This window comes from Geobacillus proteiniphilus, assembly GCF_001908025.1.
GTDB classification, from domain to species: domain Bacteria; phylum Bacillota; class Bacilli; order Bacillales; family Anoxybacillaceae; genus Geobacillus; species Geobacillus proteiniphilus.
This window is the reverse complement of sequence record NZ_MQMG01000050.1, coordinates 1-19,051: the sequence shown is the minus strand read 5'-3', so window position 1 is coordinate 19,051 and position 19,051 is coordinate 1. Positions and strand designations below refer to the sequence as shown.

Annotated in this window: 15 protein-coding genes and 1 pseudogene; 15 read left to right on the top strand and 1 reads right to left on the bottom strand. The window is 57.5% G+C overall.

Annotated elements, in window-relative coordinates; all coding sequences use genetic code 11:
- Position 1: 1 nt before the first annotated feature.
- The 7 genes from BRO54_RS15095 (at position 2) to BRO54_RS15060 (ending at position 7,812) form a co-directional block, all read left to right on the top strand.
- Positions 2-1,096 (top strand): carbamoyl phosphate synthase small subunit, encoded by a 1,095-nt coding sequence (locus BRO54_RS15095; protein ID WP_042381438.1) that lies wholly within the window; start codon positions 2-4, stop codon positions 1,094-1,096.
- Positions 1,089-4,286, top strand: a complete 3,198-nt coding sequence (carB, locus tag BRO54_RS15090; RefSeq protein ID WP_074044467.1) for a carbamoyl-phosphate synthase large subunit — start codon at positions 1,089-1,091, stop codon at positions 4,284-4,286. The genes BRO54_RS15095 and carB overlap by 8 nt, the downstream gene beginning before the upstream one ends.
- On the top strand, positions 4,283-5,056 hold the full coding sequence (locus BRO54_RS15085; protein WP_074044466.1) for a dihydroorotate dehydrogenase electron transfer subunit: 774 nt from the start codon (positions 4,283-4,285) through the stop codon (positions 5,054-5,056). The genes carB and BRO54_RS15085 overlap by 4 nt, the downstream gene beginning before the upstream one ends.
- Positions 5,053-5,994: a dihydroorotate dehydrogenase gene (locus BRO54_RS15080; protein WP_074044465.1), complete on the top strand. Its 942-nt coding sequence runs from the start codon at positions 5,053-5,055 to the stop codon at positions 5,992-5,994. Before BRO54_RS15085 ends, BRO54_RS15080 begins: the two co-directional genes overlap by 4 nt.
- Entirely contained in the window at positions 5,966-6,685 is a 720-nt protein-coding gene (gene pyrF, locus BRO54_RS15075) for an orotidine-5'-phosphate decarboxylase (RefSeq protein ID WP_074044464.1), read from the top strand. Before BRO54_RS15080 ends, pyrF begins: the two co-directional genes overlap by 29 nt.
- On the top strand, positions 6,682-7,305 hold the full coding sequence (gene pyrE / locus BRO54_RS15070; RefSeq protein WP_074044463.1) for an orotate phosphoribosyltransferase: 624 nt from the start codon (positions 6,682-6,684) through the stop codon (positions 7,303-7,305). The genes pyrF and pyrE overlap by 4 nt, the downstream gene beginning before the upstream one ends.
- A gap of 369 nt (positions 7,306-7,674) precedes the next feature.
- Positions 7,675-7,812, top strand: coding sequence for a hypothetical protein (locus BRO54_RS15060; protein WP_239691278.1), 138 nt, complete (start codon positions 7,675-7,677; stop codon positions 7,810-7,812).
- 194 nt (positions 7,813-8,006) lie between these two features.
- Here BRO54_RS15060 and BRO54_RS15055 read toward each other — a convergent pair whose 3' ends face one another.
- On the bottom strand, positions 8,007-9,746 hold the full coding sequence (locus BRO54_RS15055; protein ID WP_074044462.1) for an Rqc2 family fibronectin-binding protein: 1,740 nt from the start codon (positions 9,744-9,746) through the stop codon (positions 8,007-8,009).
- Between the two features lie 313 nt (positions 9,747-10,059).
- Between BRO54_RS15055 and BRO54_RS15050 the strand changes: the two genes are divergently transcribed.
- The 8 genes and pseudogenes from BRO54_RS15050 to def all read left to right on the top strand — a co-directional run.
- Positions 10,060-12,732: a calcium-translocating P-type ATPase, SERCA-type gene (locus BRO54_RS15050; RefSeq protein ID WP_074044461.1), complete on the top strand. Its 2,673-nt coding sequence runs from the start codon at positions 10,060-10,062 to the stop codon at positions 12,730-12,732.
- 88 nt (positions 12,733-12,820) lie between these two features.
- Entirely contained in the window at positions 12,821-13,696 is an 876-nt protein-coding gene (locus tag BRO54_RS15045) for a YicC/YloC family endoribonuclease (RefSeq protein ID WP_074044460.1), read from the top strand.
- A gap of 56 nt (positions 13,697-13,752) precedes the next feature.
- Positions 13,753-14,016 (top strand): extracellular matrix/biofilm regulator RemA, encoded by a 264-nt coding sequence (gene remA / locus BRO54_RS15040; protein ID WP_011230666.1) that lies wholly within the window; start codon positions 13,753-13,755, stop codon positions 14,014-14,016.
- A gap of 11 nt (positions 14,017-14,027) precedes the next feature.
- Entirely contained in the window at positions 14,028-14,645 is a 618-nt protein-coding gene (gene gmk, locus BRO54_RS15035) for a guanylate kinase (RefSeq protein WP_011230667.1), read from the top strand.
- A 2-nt stretch (positions 14,646-14,647) separates the two neighbouring features.
- Positions 14,648-14,848, top strand: coding sequence for a DNA-directed RNA polymerase subunit omega (gene rpoZ, locus BRO54_RS15030; protein WP_011230668.1), 201 nt, complete (start codon positions 14,648-14,650; stop codon positions 14,846-14,848).
- Positions 14,849-14,897: 49 nt separating this feature from the next.
- A complete protein-coding gene (gene coaBC, locus BRO54_RS15025; RefSeq protein ID WP_068895291.1) occupies positions 14,898-16,103 on the top strand; it encodes a bifunctional phosphopantothenoylcysteine decarboxylase/phosphopantothenate--cysteine ligase CoaBC in 1,206 nt (401 codons plus the stop codon).
- Positions 16,100-18,505 (top strand): primosomal protein N', encoded by a 2,406-nt coding sequence (gene priA, locus BRO54_RS15020; RefSeq protein ID WP_074044459.1) that lies wholly within the window; start codon positions 16,100-16,102, stop codon positions 18,503-18,505. Before coaBC ends, priA begins: the two co-directional genes overlap by 4 nt.
- Before the next feature lie 16 nt (positions 18,506-18,521).
- A pseudogene (gene def, locus BRO54_RS15015) lies at positions 18,522-18,878 on the top strand (peptide deformylase); the annotation flags it as partial.
- Between the last annotated feature and the right edge of the window lie 173 nt (positions 18,879-19,051).

Below are 19,051 nucleotides of genomic sequence, written 5' to 3'. Positions count from 1 at the left end.
TATGAAACGGCAGCTGATTTTAGAAGATGGTTCGTTTTTTGTCGGCGAAGCGTTTGGCAGCTTGAAAGAGACGACCGGGGAAGTCGTCTTTAACACCGGCATGACCGGATACCAAGAAATTTTGACCGATCCATCGTATTGCGGGCAAATCGTGACGATGACATATCCATTGATCGGCAACTACGGCATCAACCGCGACGACTTTGAAGCGATCCGCCCGTACGTACACGGGTTCATCGTCAAAGAAGCGTGCCCGACCCCGTCGAACTGGCGCGGGGAGCTGACGTTGGACGAGTATTTGAAAGAAAAAGGCATCCCTGGCCTTTCCGGCATCGACACGCGCAAACTGACGCGCCTTATCCGCCAATACGGAACGTTAAAAGGGATGATCTGTGGGCTAGATGTCGATCCGGTGGAAGCAGCAGCCAAGCTGCGGGCGATGGAGTGGCCGCGCGACCAAGTGCGGCGCGTCTCAACGAAAAGCGCCTACCCGAGCCCGGGGCGCGGTGAGCGCATCGTCTTGATTGATTTCGGGATGAAACACGGCATTTTGCGCGAACTGAACAAGCGAAATTGCGATGTGATCGTCTTGCCGTACAACGCCACCGCTGAAGAGGTGCTCAGCTGGCATCCGGACGGGGTGATGCTCTCAAACGGCCCCGGCGACCCGAAAGACGTGCCAGAAGCGATCGAGATGATTCGCGGGATTGTCGGCAAAGTGCCGCTCTTTGGCATCTGCCTCGGCCATCAATTGTTCGCGTTGGCATGCGGCGCGAACACGGAGAAAATGAAATTCGGCCATCGCGGCTCGAACCATCCGGTGAAAGACTTGCGCACCGGCAAAGTCGCCATCACGTCGCAAAACCATGGCTATACCGTCACGCACGAGTCGCTTTCTGGCACCCGGCTTGAGGTGACGCATATCGCCTTAAATGACGGCACGGTCGAAGGGCTCCGCCATTTGGACGTTCCGGCGTTTACGGTGCAATACCATCCGGAAGCCTCGCCGGGCCCGGAAGATGCGAATCCGCTGTTTGACGAGTTTTTGGCGCTCATCCGCGAGTTCAACAAGAAAGGGGAAGTCATCCATGCCTAAACGCCGCGACATTGAAACAATTTTAGTCATCGGCTCGGGGCCGATCGTCATCGGCCAGGCGGCCGAGTTCGACTACGCGGGGACGCAAGCGTGCTTAGCCCTAAAAGAAGAAGGATACAAAGTCATTCTGGTGAACTCAAACCCAGCGACGATCATGACCGATACGGAAATCGCTGATAAAGTGTATATGGAGCCGCTGACGCTCGATTTTGTCGCCCGCATCATCCGCAAAGAGCGGCCGGATGCGATTTTGCCGACGCTTGGCGGCCAGACGGGCCTCAACTTGGCGGTTGAGCTCGCGAAAGCCGGGGTGCTTCAGGAGTGCGGCGTGGAAATTCTCGGCACGAAGCTCGAGGCGATCGAAAAGGCGGAAGACCGCGAACAGTTCCGCGCCCTCATGAACGAGCTTGGCGAGCCGGTGCCGGAAAGCGCGATTATTCACAGCTTGGAAGAGGCATACGCCTTTGTCGAACAAATCGGCTATCCGGTCATCGTCCGCCCGGCGTTCACGCTCGGCGGCACGGGCGGCGGCATTTGCACGAACGAAGAAGAGCTCGTCGAGATTGTGTCAACCGGCTTGAAGATGAGCCCGGTGCACCAATGCCTGCTTGAACGGAGCATCGCCGGCTACAAGGAGATTGAATACGAAGTGATGCGCGACGCCAACGACAACGCGATTGTCGTCTGCAATATGGAAAACATCGACCCGGTCGGCATTCATACCGGCGATTCGATCGTCGTCGCCCCGAGCCAGACGTTAAGCGACCGCGAATACCAGCTGTTGCGGAACGCGTCGCTGAAAATCATCCGCGCCCTTGGCATCGAAGGCGGCTGCAACGTCCAGCTCGCGCTTGACCCAGACAGCTTCCGCTATTACGTCATCGAAGTGAACCCGCGCGTCAGCCGCTCGTCGGCGCTGGCGTCAAAAGCGACCGGCTACCCGATCGCGAAACTGGCGGCGAAAATCGCCGTCGGGTTGACGCTTGATGAAATGATCAACCCGGTCACCGGAAAAACGTACGCCTGCTTCGAGCCGGCGCTCGACTATGTGGTGACGAAAATTCCGCGCTTTCCATTTGACAAATTTGAATCGGCGAACCGCCGGTTGGGCACGCAAATGAAAGCGACCGGCGAAGTGATGGCGATCGGCCGGACGTTCGAAGAATCGCTGTTAAAAGCCGTTCGTTCGCTCGAGATCGGGGTGCATCATCTGGAATTGAACGAGGCGAAAACGGCCGCCGACGACGTGATTGAAAAACGGATCCGCAAGGCGGGCGATGAACGGCTCTTTTACATCGCCGAGGCGCTCCGCCGCGGGGTGACGGTTGAGACGCTGCATGAATGGAGTCAAATCGACCGCTTTTTCCTGCATAAGATTCAAAACATTATTGAGATGGAAACGGTCTTGAAAAACCACCCGGGCGACCTTGACGTGTTAAAGAAAGCGAAAGCGCTTGGGTTCTCGGATGCGGCCGTGGCGGCGCTATGGGGGCAAACGGAGCGCGACATTTACGCGCTGCGCCGCCAACAAGGCATCATGCCGGTGTACAAAATGGTCGATACGTGTGCGGCCGAATTCACGTCGGAAACGCCGTACTACTATAGCACGTACGAGGAAGAAAACGAATCGATCGTCACGAAGAAACCGAGCGTGGTCGTTCTTGGCTCCGGCCCGATCCGCATCGGCCAAGGGATCGAATTTGACTATGCGACCGTCCATTGCGTCTGGGCCATTAAGCAGGCCGGCTATGAAGCGATCATCATCAACAACAACCCAGAAACGGTCTCGACCGACTTCAGCACGTCGGACAAACTGTATTTCGAGCCGCTGACGGCCGAAGACGTGATGCATGTCATCGACCTCGAGCAGCCGGTCGGCGTCATCGTCCAATTCGGCGGTCAGACGGCCATCAACTTGGCGGCGGAACTCGAGGCGCGCGGCGTCCGCTTGCTTGGGACGACGCTCGAAGATTTGGACCGCGCCGAAGACCGCGACAAATTTGAACAGGCGCTCTCGGAACTCGGCATTCCCAAACCGGCCGGCAAAACCGCCGTTTCGGTCGAAGAAGCGGTCGCCATCGCCGAAGAAATCGGCTATCCGGTGCTCGTCCGCCCTTCGTACGTGCTCGGCGGCCGGGCGATGGAAATCGTGTACAATCGCGGCGAGCTGCTTCATTACATGGAACACGCCGTGCGCGTCAATCCGCAGCACCCAGTGCTTGTCGACCGCTACATCACCGGCAAGGAAGTCGAAGTCGATGCCATCGCGGACGGCGAGACGGTCGTCATCCCCGGGATCATGGAACATATCGAGCGGGCCGGCGTCCATTCCGGTGACTCGATCGCCGTCTACCCGCCGCAAACATTAAGTGTTGAAGTGATCGATAAGATTGCTGATTATACGATCCGACTGGCGCGCGGACTGCATATTGTTGGGCTGTTGAACATCCAGTTTGTCGTCTCGGGAAGCGACGTCTACGTCTTGGAAGTGAACCCGCGCTCAAGCCGCACGGTGCCGTTTTTAAGCAAAATCACCGGCGTGCCGATGGCGAATCTCGCCACGAAAGCCATTTTAGGGGCGAAGCTCGCCGAGATGGGCTATGAGACGGGAGTCTGCCCGGTGCGCCCTGGCGTGTACGTGAAAGTGCCGGTGTTCTCGTTTGCGAAATTGCGCAACGTCGACATTTCGCTCGGCCCGGAAATGAAATCGACTGGCGAAGTGATCGGCAAGGACGTGACGTTTGAAAAAGCGCTCTATAAGGGGCTTGTCGCCTCGGGCATCCATATCCAGCCGCACGGAGCGGTGCTGTTGACGGTGGCCGACAAAGATAAAGAAGAAGCCGTCGAGCTGGCCCGCCGCTTTGCCGACATCGGCTACCAACTCTTGGCGACGAACGGCACAGCGGAAACGTTGAAAGCCGCTGGCATTCCGGTGACGGTCGTCAATAAAATCCACTCCGCGTCGCCGAACATTTTGGATGTCATCCGTCAAGGGAAGGCGCAAGTCGTCATCAACACGTTGACGAAAGGAAAGCAGCCGGAAAGCGACGGCTTCCGCATCCGCCGCGAAGCGGTCGAAAACGGCATCCCGTGCTTGACGTCGCTCGATACAGCAAGGGCGATGCTGCAAGTGCTCGAATCGATGACGTTTTCAACGACGGCGATGACTGAAGGGCTGGTGCGCTCATGATCGGCCGCGAACGAATGACGGTCGCAAGCCAGCGGCTGATCGCCGAGCGGACGTATGAATTGACGCTTTCAGGCCGCCTCGTGCAAGAGATGCGCCAACCGGGCCAGTTCGTCCATGTGAAAGCGGCCGCATCCGCCGATCCGCTCCTGCGCCGCCCGCTCAGCCTTTGCCATATCGACCACAAGCAGGGGCAATGCACGATCATTTACCGCCAGGAAGGGAAAGGCACGGCGCTCCTTACGCAAAAACAGCCGGGCGATACGGTCGATGTGCTCGGCCCGCTCGGCAACGGCTTTCCGCTCGAGGCCGCGCCGGCGGGCGGCCGGGCGCTGCTAGTCGGCGGCGGCATCGGCGTCCCGCCGCTCTATGAACTGGCGAAACAGCTTGCGAAGCGCGGCGTCAAAGTGGTGAGCGTTCTCGGGTTTCAAACGAAAGCGGCGGTCTTTTACGAAGAAGAATTTGCCGCGTTCGGCAAGACGTATGTCGCGACCGATGACGGCTCGCACGGAGCGTGCGGGCGGGTGACGGATGTGATCGAAGCGCGCTCGCTCGAGTTTGACGTCTTGTACGCCTGCGGCCCGAAGCCGATGCTTCGGGCGCTTGCGGAACGGTTTCCGAACCGGCCGGTGTACTTGTCGCTGGAAGAGCGGATGGGCTGCGGCGTTGGGGCGTGTTTCGCCTGCGTCTGCCATGTGCCAGGGAGCGAGACGGCGTATAAAAAAGTATGCAGCGACGGTCCGGTGTTTCGGGCCGGGGAGGTGGTGCTATGAATCGGCTTGCGGTCGAACTGCCGGGTCTTTCGCTCAAAAACCCGATCATGCCGGCGTCCGGCTGTTTCGGATTTGGCCGCGAGTACGCCCAGTTTTACGATTTAAGCGTGTTAGGCGCCATTATGATTAAAGCGACGACAAAAGAGCCGCGCTTTGGCAACCCGACGCCGCGGGTGGCAGAAACGCCGGGCGGGATGTTAAACGCCATCGGCCTGCAAAACCCCGGCCTTGACAAAATGCTCGAAGAAGAACTGCCGTGGCTTGAACAGTTTGACGTACCGATCATCGCCAACATCGCCGGCTCGACGGTGGAAGAGTACGTCGAGGTAGCCGAAGCGATTTCCAAAGCGCCCAATGTCCATGCGTTAGAGCTCAACATTTCCTGCCCGAACGTGAAGAAGGGCGGCATTGCGTTCGGCACCGTGCCGGACGTGGCTGCGGAACTGACGCGGCTTGTCAAAGAAGTGTCCGCCGTGCCGGTTTACGTGAAGCTGTCTCCGAACGTCACCGACATCGTCGCGATGGCGAAGGCCATTGAACAAGCGGGCGCCGATGGGTTGACGATGATCAACACGCTCGTTGGCATGCGCATCGACGTGAAAACAGGCCGGCCGATTTTGGCCAACGGCACCGGGGGCTTATCCGGCCCGGCGGTCAAGCCAATCGCCATTCGCATGATTTATGAAGTGAGCCAGGCGGTGTCGATTCCGATCATCGGCATGGGCGGCATTCAAACTGCAGAAGACGTGCTCGAGTTTTTCTACGCCGGCGCGAGTGCGGTTGCGGTCGGAACGGCCAACTTCGTCGATCCATTCGTCTGCCCGACGATCATCGCCGACCTGCCGGCGCTGCTCGATGAACTCGGGATCGACCGCATTTCCGAATGCATAGGAAGGAGCTGGAAGACCGGTGCACACGCCGTTCATTGTCGCGCTTGATTTCCCATCAAAACAAGAGGTGGAGCGGTTTTTGCGGCCGTTTGCCGGAACGCCGCTGTTCGTCAAAGTCGGCATGGAGCTGTACTATCAGGAAGGTCCATCCATCGTCGCGTTTCTCAAAGAACAAGGACATGCCGTCTTTTTAGACTTAAAACTGCACGACATCCCAAATACGGTGAAACAGGCGATGAAAGGGCTCGCCCGTGTCGGCGCCGATTTGGTGAACGTCCACGCCGCCGGCGGCCGGCGCATGATGGAAGCGGCGATCGAGGGGCTTGACGCCGGCACGCCAAGCGGAAGAATGCGGCCGCGCTGCATCGCCGTCACCCAGCTGACAAGCATGGACGAGCGGATGCTTCATGAGGAGCTGTGGATTTCCCGCCCGCTTGCGGAAACAGTCGGCCATTACGCCGTGCTGGCAAAGGACAGCGGGCTTGACGGCGTCGTCTGCTCGGCGAAAGAAGCGGCGCTCATCAAAGAACGGTGCGGCGCCTCGTTCCTTGCCGTCACCCCGGGCATTCGCTTTGCTGATGATGCGGCGCACGACCAAGTGCGCGTCGTCACGCCAAAGAGCGCCCGCGAGCTCGGCGCCGACTACATCGTCATCGGCCGCAGCATCACCCGCGCCGCGGATCCGCTCGGGGCTTATGCTCGCTTGCAACACGAATGGAACGGAGGAGAGAGGGAATGAAACACGACATCGCCGCCAAATTGCTTGAAATCGGGGCAGTCGCCCTGCAGCCGAACGAACCGTTTACATGGTCATCGGGCTTAAAATCGCCGATTTATTGCGACAATCGCCTGACGCTCGCTTACCCCGACGTGCGCCGCACGATCGCCGACGGCCTCGCCGAACTCATCCGCACCCATTTCCCTAAAGCGGACCTCATCGCCGGCACGGCGACCGCCGGCATCCCGCACGCCGCCTGGGTGAGCGAGCGCATGAACTTGCCGATGTGCTATGTGCGCAGCCAAGCAAAAGCGCACGGCAAAGGAAAACAAATCGAAGGCAAAGCCGAACCGGGCCAGCGCGTGGTCGTCATCGAAGATTTGATCTCCACCGGCGGCAGCTCGCTTACGGCTGTCCGCGCCTTGAAAGAAGCGGGCTGCGAGGTGCTTGGCGTCGCCGCCATTTTCACGTATGGGCTCGAAAAAGCGAAGCAGGCGTTTGCCGAAGCGAATTTGCCTGCCTACACCCTCACCGACTACGACACGCTCATCGAAACGGCCGTCCGCCTTGGCGCCGTCAGCGAACACGATCTGGCGACATTGCGGCAATGGCGGGAGAATCCGGAGGAGTGGGGGAAATAAAAGCGGGAAAAGAGGAGCGCGGACCACGAAACGGTTCGCGCTTTGTCATGGATCAAGCGGGGGAGATGCCTCACTCGTCATCCGCTTCATCCCACGGGTTGAAAACCGGATTTACCTAAATCAGTGAACTACCCACCACCTACGCTTCGCTTAGAGGTGGGGGCTTCAAGCGACTTGTGCGTGTTCGCCGAACGGTAAGCCACACACAAGAACCCTTTACGCTTCTCTTCGTTCCGAAGGTGTCCGTTCTAACCATAGACTATCATATTCGTTGCGATTGCCAACCGAAATTCATCTCCCACTTTCACTTCGTTTTGAAGTGGGAGACTTCTTTCGGAGATTGAGTTAAAAAATTGGATCGTCAATCCGATGCAAGACGCGATGATCGCCTATGCGCTGAATGGAGAAGGACTGTATGAGCAGGCGGATGTGAAAGCGGGAACGGGTGTGGTGCAGTCCGTATGCTTTCCTGGGCTTCAAGTGGCTCTTGAGGATGTGTTTCGTTGAGGCGGATGGCTAGACGTCGAAAAGTGTGATGGTGGCTTGTTGTTGATTTCCATAACTGGATTGACTCCACATGTTTAAAAAAACGGGCTGTCCCTAAGGCTGGCTAGCCGGCCTTGGGGATAGCCCTTTGTTGTGTTTATGCCGAGAGTTCGGGCGAATCGCCAGATGTGGTGTTGGCGGCCATTAGGGCGCGTTTACGACTGTTTCGCCGCTTTTTCTTTTTGCCGCTGTTTCATGGCGCGGACGAGTTCTTCATCCGGTGTGACGTAGAGCGTTTGCTCGTTTTCGTAAATGACGAACCCCGGCTTGGCGCCGCTCGGTTTTTTTACATAGCGGATGCGCGTGTAGTCGACAGGCACGGATCCGGAGTGGCGGGCTTTGCTGAAGTAGGCGGCGAGATTCGCCGCTTCCAAGAGCGTCTCGTCAGACGGCTGCTTGTTCCGGATGACGACGTGCGAGCCGGGAATGTTTTTCACATGCAGCCAAACATCGTCCTTATGGGCCAGCTTTGTTGTGAGATAATCGTTTTGTTTGTTGTTTTTGCCAACGAGTATTTCCGTGCCGTCGCTTGCGACGTAGCGGTCAAGCTCGGGCGCGGTTGGTTTGCGCTTTTTTGCTCCTTTCGCCGCGCGCGGGCGCAAATAGCCTTGTTCAATGAGCTCGTCGCGGATTTCCTCGACATCTTTCGGCGAGGCGGTTTCAAGCTGGCTTAAAATCGTGTCGCAATAGGCGATGTCTTCTTTCGTCCGCTCGATTTGTTCTTGAACGACGGCGAACGAGTTTTTCGCTTTTTGGTATTTTTGAAAGTACTGTTGCGCGTTCTCGGACGGCGATTTTTGCGGGTCGAGCGGAATGGTGATGGTGCCTCCGTTTTCGTCGTAGTAGTTTGCGACCTCGATTTCCGTCATGCCGCGCTTTATGGCGTACAAATGGGCGGTGAGCAGTTCGCCGTACAGTCGATAAACGTCGGCTTTCTTTGCTTCTTCGAGCGTCTGTTCGAGCTTTAGGAGCTTTTTCTCGTTTTTCGCCTTTTCGTTCGCCATGAGACGCTCGATGTCATGAGCTTGCTGCTTGACGCGGTCGCGCTCGGCCTTGCCGAAATAAAAGCGGTCCAATAGCTCGCTTGCACTCGCAAACGGTTGGCCTTCGATTTTTAAGTGCTTAAGCGGCAAAACGTAAAACCATTCTTTTTCCCCGTTCGTGTACATCATCGGGGCAAAGCGGCGGTGCCGAACGTCATCGATGAGCGCGAGGAAGCTTTTCGGCAGCGTCGTCCGGTTGGCGAGTCCAGCGCGGAACACCGCCTCATTGGCAAATAGCGGCGAAATGCCGCTGAAGGCGGAAACAAGCTGATGGGCGAGCTTGCCGGCGTGAAAGTCGATTTTTTTCAGCACCATTTCTTCCGTCGCTTCAAGCGGATTCAGCTTGCCGTGCGTCGGCGGGGCGACGTACGGATGCCCGGGGAGCACCGTCCGGTAGCGGTTGACCGACGGCGGCAAATGTTTCAAGCTGTCGATGATCGTGTCGGTCGATGCATCAACGAGGATGATGTTGCTATGGCGGCCCATCACTTCAATGATGAGCCGCTTTGTCTGCACGTCGCCGAGTTCGTCGCGGCCTTTTGTGTCCATGACGATGATGCGGTCAAAATCGACTTGGCGGACCGCTTCGATGACGCTTCCTTCCAACTGTTTGCGCAGCCGCATGCAAAACATCGGCGGCTCGGATGGGTTGTTGTACGTTTCGTTTGTCAAATGGACGCGGGCGTACGTCGGATGCGCCGACAGCATCACTTTATGGTTATGGCCCCGGGCGCGCACAAGCAGCACGATCTCATACGCCGACGGCTGGTGGATTTTCGTGATCCGCCCGCCCGCAAGCGCCTCTTCGAGTTCACCGACAATGGCGTACGTAAACACTCCGTCAAAGGACATGGAAAACACCTTTCTATTTCGTTTGTTTGCTATTTCGATCTTACCATACGACCCGCCGTTTTGAACATTTCTTTGAATATTACCAGAAGACGGACGAAGATGCCCGACGAAAATGTTGCATAAAATGGGGAGGCCCGCTTTTTTGACACGATTTTTTCCCTTATGGGGGAGATGGCGTGGGAAAGGGCCCACGACTCCTTATGTTTGTGTCGCTAAACATCATGGCGGGGACTATCATTTTTTGGGACATGTATGAATAAGCATAGAGAAGCGGGAACGGCGCGCGAAAAAATGGAAGGACGGAGGGAGACAGATGCAATGGCATACGCTCGCGGCAAGCGATGTCGCGCACGAGACGAAGACGAATGTCAAAACCGGGCTTACTGCGGCGGAGGCGGAAAAACGGCTGCGGCAGTTCGGGTACAACGAGCTGGCGGAAGGGAAGAAGGAGTCGGCCATCGTCGTCTTTTTTCGCCAGTTTCAAGATTTTATGGTGCTTGTGTTGCTTTTGGCGACGGTGATTTCCGCGTTTTTAGGCGAGTATGTGGATGCGGTGGCGATTGTCGTCATCGTGATCATGAACGCCATCCTGGGGTTTATCCAGGAGCGGCGGGCGGAAAAGTCGCTTGCCGCCTTAAAACGGTTGTCCGCTCCGCAAGCGGTTGTGTTGCGCGGCGGGGAGTGGGTGAAAGTCCCAGCGCGCGAGCTTGTTGTCGGCGATGTGGTGAGGATTGCAAGCGGCGACCGGGTCGGGGCCGACGTTCGCTTGATTGAGGCGGCCGGCCTGGAAATCGAGGAGTCGGCGCTGACGGGCGAATCAGTGCCGGTGGCCAAATCCGCCGCCCCGCTTCATACAGCACAGGCGTCGCTCGGCGATTTGCACAATATGGCGTTTATGGGGACGCTCGTGACAAGAGGGAATGGGGTCGGGATTGTCATCGCCACCGGGATGAAAACAGCGATGGGACAAATTGCGACGATGCTCGAAGAGGCGGATGCGGGGGCAACCCCGCTCCAGCGCCGACTCGAGCAGCTTGGGAAAATTTTGCTTGTCGTCGCATTGGCGCTGACGGCAGCTGTGGTGGCAGTCGGGGTCGTTCAAGGGCACGACCTGTATGAAATGTTTTTGGCCGGCGTATCGCTCGCTGTCGCCGCCATTCCGGAGGGGTTGCCAGCCATTGTGACGGTTGTCTTGGCGCTTGGCGTGCAACGGATGATCAAACGCAACGCCATCGTCCGCAAGCTCCCGGCGGTGGAAACGCTCGGCTGCGCTTCGGTCATTTGTTCCGACAAAACGGGGACGATGACGGAAAACATGATGACCGTCACGCAAGTATGGGCAGGCGGGCGGACATTTGCGGTAAGCGGCGTTGGTCTTGAAACGGATGGCGAGTTTTCTGAACGCGGCCGGACGGTCGATCCGAACCGCATTCCGGCGCTCGGCCGCTTGTTGACAATGGCGGCGCTTTGCAACAGTTCGGAGTTGAAAGAGGAAAACGGCCGCCGTTACGTCGACGGCGATCCGACGGAAGGAGCGCTGCTGGTCGCCGCGGAAAAAGCGGGAATGACAAAAGGCCAGCTGCTTCGCGACTATATCATTGAACGGGAATTTCCGTTTGATTCCGAGCGGAAAATGATGACCGTCATCGTCCGCGACCGAAACGGCCGCCGGTTTATCGTGACAAAAGGGGCGCCCGATGTGTTGCTTGAGCGGTCTGACTGCCTTGAATGGAACGGCCGCGAGCAGGTGTTGACGCCTGCGTGGAAAGAAACGATCGAGAAGGCGATTCGCCAGATGGCGTCTTCCGCCTTGCGCACGATCGCCGTCGCGTATCGGCCGCTTGCGGAAACAGAACGGATCGGGTCGGAGAAGGATGCGGAGACAAAGCTTCGGCTGCTCGGCGTCGCGGGCATGATCGATCCGCCGCGGCCTGAGGTGAAGCAAGCGGTGGCGCGATGCAAAGAAGCGGGCATGAAAACGGTGATGATCACCGGCGATCACGTGTTGACAGCCACCGCCATCGCCAAACAGCTTGGCGTGCTCCCGCCCGGCGGCAAAGTGATGGACGGGGCGATGTTGTCGAAGCTGTCGGTCGATGAGCTCGAACGCGTAGTTGATGAGATTTACGTGTTTGCCCGCGTCGCTCCCGAGCATAAGCTGAAAATCGTCAACGCCCTCAAGCGTCGCGGCCATATTGTCGCCATGACCGGCGACGGGGTGAACGATGCGCCCGCTCTGAAAGCAGCTGATATTGGCGTCGCCATGGGCCGTTCGGGGACGGAGGTGGCGAAAGAGGCGGCGTCGCTCGTTTTGTTGGATGACAACTTTGCGACGATTGAGGCGGCGATCGAAGAAGGGCGCAACATTTACGAAAACATCCGCAAGTTTATCCGCTACTTGCTCGCCTCGAACGTCGGGGAAATTCTCGTCATGTTGTTTGCGATGCTGCTTGCCTTGCCGCTGCCGCTCGTGCCGATTCAAATTTTATGGGTCAATCTTGTCACCGACGGTTTGCCAGCCATGGCGCTCGGGCTCGACCAACCAGAAGAAAACGTGATGAAGCGGCCGCCGCGCCGTCCCGATGAAGGGGTGTTCGCCCGCGGGCTCGGCTGGAAAATCGTAAGCCGCGGTGTTTTGATCGGTGTGGTTACGCTGGCCGCGTTTCTGACCGCCTATGAACGGAGCGGTGAGGATCTTGTTTACGCCCAGACGGCGGCGTTTGCGACGCTTGTGTTGGCCCAATTGATCCATGTGTTCGACTGCCGTTGCGAACGCTCGGTTTTTGACCGCAGTCCGTTCGGGAACATGTACCTTGTTGCGGCGGTGGCCGTGTCGCTTGTATTGCTGTTGGTCGTTATCTACTATCCGCCGCTGGCCGCCGTGTTCCATACGAAGCCGCTCGCAGCGGTCGATTGGCTGCTCATCATTGGCTTGTCCGCCTTGCCGACATTTTTGTTTGCCGGCTCGCTTTTTACGAGAAAATAAAAGGATGGATATGTTATAATAAAAAAGGTGATAGAGGAACGCTCTATGACCTTTTCTTTTTCATCAAGGCAACAACGGATGTGATGATATGGTTTACAGCATGACCGGCTTCGGCGCAAGCACGAAAAAAACGGATCGTTTGATGGTGGCGGTGGAAATGAAATCGGTCAACCACCGGTTTTGCGAAATTTCCATTCGCCTCCCTAGACAATGGCTCGTGTTTGAGGATAAAATAAAGAAAGCAATTTTGCCGTACGTGCGGCGCGGAAAAGTGGAAGTGTTCGTCACGATCGCCGGCGAAGGACTTGTGAAGCGGAACGTACATATTGATTGGGATTTGCTCGGCCAATATTGGGCCGGGTTGCAGGAGGCAGCAAAGCGATTTGCCGTTGACGGCGGCGTGACGGCGGCCGAGCTGCTTCGGCTTGATGGGGCGGTCGAAGTTGTGGAAGAGGAAGGAGCGAACGAGGAGGTCGAGCCGTTGCTTTTGGCCGCTGTCGATGAAGCGGCAAAGGCGCTTGCCGCCATGCGCCGGCGCGAAGGGGAGGCGCTTGCCGCGGATTTGCGTGCCCGTCTTCATGAAGTCGAAGCCGGGGTGGAAGCCATTGAACAGCGGGCGCCGCTTGTTATTGAACAATACCGCGAGCGGCTTGCGCGCCGCCTGCGCGAATGGGCGCCCGCTCCGGTCGATGAGGCGCGCCTGCTCACAGAAGTGGCGGTGTTTGCCGAAAAGGCGGACATTCATGAGGAATTGAAACGCATCCGCAGCCATTTGGCGCAAATGGCAGACGCCTTAGAAATGGACGAACCGGTCGGGCGGAAGCTCGACTTTTTGGTGCAAGAGTTGAACCGGGAAGTCAACACGATCGGCGCCAAGGCAAACGACAGCCTGATTGCCGCGCAAGTCGTTGAGATGAAAAGCGTGCTTGAGAAAATGCGCGAGCAAGTGCAAAACGTGGAATAACTGTTTAAAACGACTTGTTGGCGGCAACAATATCGGATATGGCAGGTGGGCGTGTCATGATGATGAAATTTATCAATATCGGGTACGGAAACATGGTGTCAGCCGCCCGCATCATTACGATTGTCAGCCCTGATTCGGCGCCGATCAAACGAATCATTCAAGATGCGCGCGAAAGCGGCAAGCTCGTTGACGCGACGCACGGGCGGAGGACGCGCGCCGTCATCATCATGGACAGCGATCACGTCATTTTGTCGTCCGTGCAGCCGGAAACGGTGGCGAACCGCTTATATGGAAGCGACGATTTCTCCGAGGAAGGGTAGGGTTTTGGGCGTTGAAGAACGAACGTGGGTTGTTGATCGTCATGTCGGGTCCGTCTGGCGTTGGCAAAGGAACGGTGCGCAAGGCGCTGTTTTCGCAGCCGGACATCAATCTTCATTATTCGGTGTCGGTCACGACGCGCAAGCCGCGCGAAGGCGAAGTGGAAGGCGTCGACTACTTCTTCCGCACGCGCGAGCAGTTTGAACAAATGATTCGGGAAAACAAGCTGCTCGAGTGGGCGGAATACGTCGGCAACTACTATGGCACGCCGATCGACTACGTGGAGAAGACGCTTGCCGAAGGGAAAGATGTGTTTTTAGAGATCGAAGTGCAGGGAGCGATGAAAGTACGGCGGGCGTTTCCAGAGGCGCTCTTCATTTTCCTTGCTCCGCCAAGCCTCACGGAGCTTGAAAAGCGGATCATGGGACGCGGCACCGAGTCGAAAGAGCTGATTGAAAATCGGCTGCGGGCGGCGAAAGAGGAGCTTGAAATGATGGACGAGTACGACTATGTCGTGGAAAATGATGAAGTGGAGCTCGCCTGCGAGCGGATCAAGGCGATCGTCATCGCCGAACATTGCCGGCGCGAACGCGTCGCCGAGCGATATAAACGGATGTTGGGGGTGGAATGACGATGCTGTATCCTTCCATCGATTTGCTGATGCAAAAAGTCGATTCGAAATACAAGCTCGTCACGGTGGTGGCCAAACGGGCGCGCGAGCTGCAGGACGGTGCGGAGCTGATGGTGAAAAAGCCGGTGTCGAAAAAATTTGTCGGCCAGGCGCTCGAGGAAATCGCTGGTGACAAGGTCGAATTAGTGGAGGAGGAAAAATAACAACCTAGCTTTAGGTTGTTATTTTTTTCAATGTCGGGGGGTGGCCAACATGATCAAGGGAAAACATATTTTGCTTTGTGTGACCGGGGGGGTGGCGGCGTACAAGGCGGCGGCGCTCACCAGCCAGTTGACCCAGCGCGGCGCTGAAGTAAAAGTGATCATGACAGAAGGGGCGTGCCAGTTCATTACACCGCTCACGTTTCAAGCTTTGTCGCGCCAGGAAGTGTATGTCGATACGTTTGCCGAAAACAACCCGGCCGTCATCGCCCATATCGATTTGGCGGACTGGGCTGATCTCGTTTTGGTCGCACCGGCGACGGCCAATACGATTGCGAAGCTGGCCGCCGGCATCGCCGACAATATGGTGACGACGACGATTTTGGCGACGAAAGCGCCCGTCTGGATTGCTCCGGCGATGAACGTCCATATGTACGAGCATCCGGCCGTCCAAGCGAACATTGAGCGGCTCTACCAATTCGGCTACCGGTTCATCGAGCCGTCGGAAGGCTATTTGGCGTGCGGCTACATCGGCAAAGGGCGGCTCGAGGAGCCGGAGAAAATCATCGCCCATATCGAGCGCTTTTTTGCCGGTGATCCGCCGCTGTTTCGCGGGAAGCGTGTGCTTGTCACCGCTGGGCCGACGCGGGAGAGGCTTGATCCAGTCCGCTATTTCTCTAACTATTCGAGCGGCAAAATGGGCTACGCCATCGCCGGAGCGGCGGCCCGCTTCGGCGCTTCGGTGACGCTTGTCTCCGGACCGACGGCGCTTTCTTCGCCCGATGGCGTCGAGACGGTGGCGGTCGAATCGGCGGAAGAGATGTATGAAGCGGTGATGGCTCGGTTTGCGGAAACGGACATCGTGATCAAGGCGGCGGCGGTCGCCGATTATCGGCCGAAATATGTTGCGGCGTCCAAAATCAAAAAGCAACCGGGTGATTATGTGGTGGAGATGGAGCGGACGGTGGACATCTTGAAAGCGCTTGGTGAGCGGAAAACGGGACAGATTTTAGTTGGATTTGCCGCTGAGACGGACAACCTTGAACAGTATGCGTTAAAAAAGCTTGAAGAAAAGCGGCTTGATATGGTCGTCGCCAACAATGTCACCGAAGAAGGGGCAGGGTTTGCCGGCGATACGAACATCGTCACCATCTTCCGCCGCGACGGCGTCGTTCGGCCGCTGCCGCTCATGACGAAACGCGAGGCGGCCGAGGAAATTTTAAAAGAAATTCACGCGTATATCGAGGCGATTCGATGAAAGTAGCATCCGTGATTGTCGATGTCCCGTCCCGGCAGACGGACCGCCCGTTCGATTATTGGATTCCGGAACGCTGGCAAGGCATCATCCAGCCGGGCATGCGGGTGACGGTGCCGTTTGGGGCGCGGCGTTTGCAAGGGTTTGTCGTTGATGTGAAAGACCATTCCGACATCAAACAACTGAAACCGATTGAGCATGTGCTTGATGTCGTGCCGGTGTTAAACGAAGAGCTGCTTGATCTTGGCCGCTATTTAACGGAAACGACGCTTTGTTTTGCCATTTCGGCGTACCAGGCGATGCTGCCGGCGGCGATGCGGGCGAAATATGAAAAAACGCTCCGCTTGACGGATGAGCAGAAGAGAGAGAGGTTGCCGGATGAGGTAAAGCCGCTGTTTGCCGGGCGGACGGAAGCCGCTTGGAAAGAGGTTGAGGCGGCCGGTTTATGGCGGGCGGCGCAAAAAGCGGTGCAGCAGGGCGTGCTCGAGGCGGTCTACAAGGTGAAAGAAAAAGCGGGCAAGAAAACGGTGAAGCACGCCGCTCTTGCCATTCCATCGGAACAGGCGAAACAGGAGCTCGGGTCGCTGCCGGCAAGGCAAAAAGAGGTGCTTTCATTTTTGCTTGAAAAAGGGAAGGCGGCGTCGGTTGCCGAACTGCAAGCGGTGCTTGGCGTCTCCTCAGCGCCGCTGAAAGCGCTCGTCGACAAAGGATTTGTGGTGTTGAACGATGTCGAGGTGTACCGCGACCCGTACGAGCATCGCACGTTTCAGCCGAGCGAGCCGCCGGCGCTCACCCGGGCGCAAGAGGCGGCGTTGGCTAAGATCGCCGCTTCGGTGCGCGCCGGGGAGCATCGCACGTTTTTGCTGTATGGCGTCACCGGCAGCGGGAAGACGGAAGTGTATATGCAGGCGATTGATGAAGCGTTGCGCCAAGGAAAGGAAGCGATCGTTCTCGTGCCGGAAATTTCGCTGACGCCGCAAATGGTCGAGCGCTTCAAAAGCCGGTTCGGCTCGAAAGTAGCGGTGCTTCACAGCGGGCTGTCGGTCGGCGAAAAATATGACGAATGGCGGAAAATTCACCGGAAAGAAGTGCAGCTTGTCGTCGGGGCGCGTTCGGCGGTGTTTGCCCCATTTGAAAACTTAGGGATGATCATCATCGATGAGGAGCATGAGACGAGCTACAAGCAAGAAGAAATGCCGCGCTATCATGCGCGCGATGTCGCCATTTACCGCGCTCGCCGCCACAGCTGCCCGGTCGTGCTTGGCAGCGCCACCCCCTCGCTTGAGACGTTCGCCCGCGCCGCCAAAGGGGTGTACGAGCTGCTCGAGCTGCCGGAGCGCATCAGCGACCGCGGCCTGCCGGACGTTCATGTCGTCGATATGCGCGAGGAGCTGCGAAGCGGCAACCGTTCGATGTTTTCACGCCGATTGCTTGACGAATTGCGCCGCCGGCTTGAGCGCGGCGAGCAGGCAGTGTTGCTGTTGAATCGACGCGGTTATTCGACGTTTGTCATGTGCCGCAGCTGCGGCTATGTCATCCGCTGTCCGCACTGCGACATTTCGCTCACGTACCATCGCGCCGGCGAGCGGATGAAATGCCATTATTGCGGGCATGAAGAGCCGCTTGTCCCTCGCTGTCCGTCATGCGGAAGCGAACATTTCCGCTTTTTCGGGACCGGCACGCAAAAAGTGGAAGAAGAACTGACGAGGTTGCTGCCGAAAGCGCGCGTCATCCGCATGGATGTCGACACGACCGGCCGCAAAGGGGCGCATGAAGAGCTGCTTTCCCGTTTTGCCGCCCAGGAAGCCGATATTTTGCTCGGCACGCAAATGATCGCCAAAGGGCTTGATTTTCCGAACGTCACGCTTGTTGGTGTGCTGGCGGCCGATACGATGCTTCATTTGCCCGATTTCCGCGCCGCGGAAAAAACGTTTCAGCTGTTGACGCAAGTGAGCGGGCGCGCCGGACGGCACGAGCTACCCGGCGAAGTCATCATTCAGACGTATACGCCTGACCACTACAGCATTGAACTGGCCGCCCGCCACGACTACCGCGCCTTTTACCAGCGGGAGATGGCGCTGCGCAAAGCGCACGGCTATCCGCCGTACTATTATTTGACGCTCATTACCGCCGCCCACGAAGAGGCGCCAACCGCAGCCAAAGCGGCGGAAAAGATCGCCGCCTATTTGCGCAAGCATCTGTCGCACGAAGCGGTCATTCTCGGTCCGGTCGCCTCGCCGATCGCCCGTCTTCACGATAGATATCGCTACCAATGCATGATAAAATACAAACGGGAGCCGAATTTGACCGCGGCGCTCAAGGCGGTCATCGACCGCTACCAAGCCGATGCCGCCCATGGCGGAGTGATGGTCACCATTGATACGAACCCATATATGATGATGTGAACTTGGGGGAATGACGTTGTCTGTTTTGCCGATTGTCACTTATCCTGACCCGATTTTGGAGCGGCCGTGCGCGCCGGTGACGGCGTTTGACCGTCGGCTCGGGCGGCTGCTTGACGATATGTATGAAACGATGCTTGCCGCTGACGGGGTGGGCCTAGCCGCCCCGCAAATCGGCGTCGCCGAACAGATCGCCGTCATCGATGTCGGTGATGAACACGGTCGGATCGAGCTCATCAACCCGGTCGTGATCGAGGCGCGCGGCGAACAAGTGGATGTTGAAGGCTGTTTGAGCTTTCCCGGCTTGTTTGGCGAAGTGCCGCGCGCGAAATTTGTGAAAGTGCGGGCGCAAAACCGGCGCGGCCGCCCGTTTACAGACCCGCAAGCGAGAAAGCTCACTCGTTGAGGGATGGGATGAAAGCGAGCCGTTTTCTTCATACTTGAATGATTCTAAAAAAAATGGCATCCTGTCATCGCCATAAGGAGGTGAATCCATGCCAACCATCACACTAAAGCTGGAACTGCACAACCCAACGAAAGTCAAACAAG

Bases quoted from the DNA above. Each gene is read 5' to 3' on its own strand.
- BRO54_RS15095 (WP_042381438.1), top strand. From the start codon at position 2: ATGAAACGGCAGCTGATTTTAGAAGATGGTTCGTTTTTTGTCGGCGAA.
- carB (WP_074044467.1), top strand. From the start codon at position 1,089: ATGCCTAAACGCCGCGACATTGAAACAATTTTAGTCATCGGCTCGGGG.
- BRO54_RS15085 (WP_074044466.1), top strand. From the start codon at position 4,283: ATGATCGGCCGCGAACGAATGACGGTCGCAAGCCAGCGGCTGATCGCC.
- BRO54_RS15080 (WP_074044465.1), top strand. From the start codon at position 5,053: ATGAATCGGCTTGCGGTCGAACTGCCGGGTCTTTCGCTCAAAAACCCG.
- pyrE (WP_074044463.1), top strand. From the start codon at position 6,682: ATGAAACACGACATCGCCGCCAAATTGCTTGAAATCGGGGCAGTCGCC.
- BRO54_RS15060 (WP_239691278.1), top strand. From the start codon at position 7,675: ATGCAAGACGCGATGATCGCCTATGCGCTGAATGGAGAAGGACTGTAT.
- BRO54_RS15055 (WP_074044462.1), bottom strand. From the start codon at position 9,746: ATGTCCTTTGACGGAGTGTTTACGTACGCCATTGTCGGTGAACTCGAA.
- BRO54_RS15050 (WP_074044461.1), top strand. From the start codon at position 10,060: ATGCAATGGCATACGCTCGCGGCAAGCGATGTCGCGCACGAGACGAAG.
- BRO54_RS15045 (WP_074044460.1), top strand. From the start codon at position 12,821: ATGGTTTACAGCATGACCGGCTTCGGCGCAAGCACGAAAAAAACGGAT.
- remA (WP_011230666.1), top strand. From the start codon at position 13,753: ATGATGATGAAATTTATCAATATCGGGTACGGAAACATGGTGTCAGCC.
- rpoZ (WP_011230668.1), top strand. From the start codon at position 14,648: ATGCTGTATCCTTCCATCGATTTGCTGATGCAAAAAGTCGATTCGAAA.
- coaBC (WP_068895291.1), top strand. From the start codon at position 14,898: ATGATCAAGGGAAAACATATTTTGCTTTGTGTGACCGGGGGGGTGGCG.
- priA (WP_074044459.1), top strand. From the start codon at position 16,100: ATGAAAGTAGCATCCGTGATTGTCGATGTCCCGTCCCGGCAGACGGAC.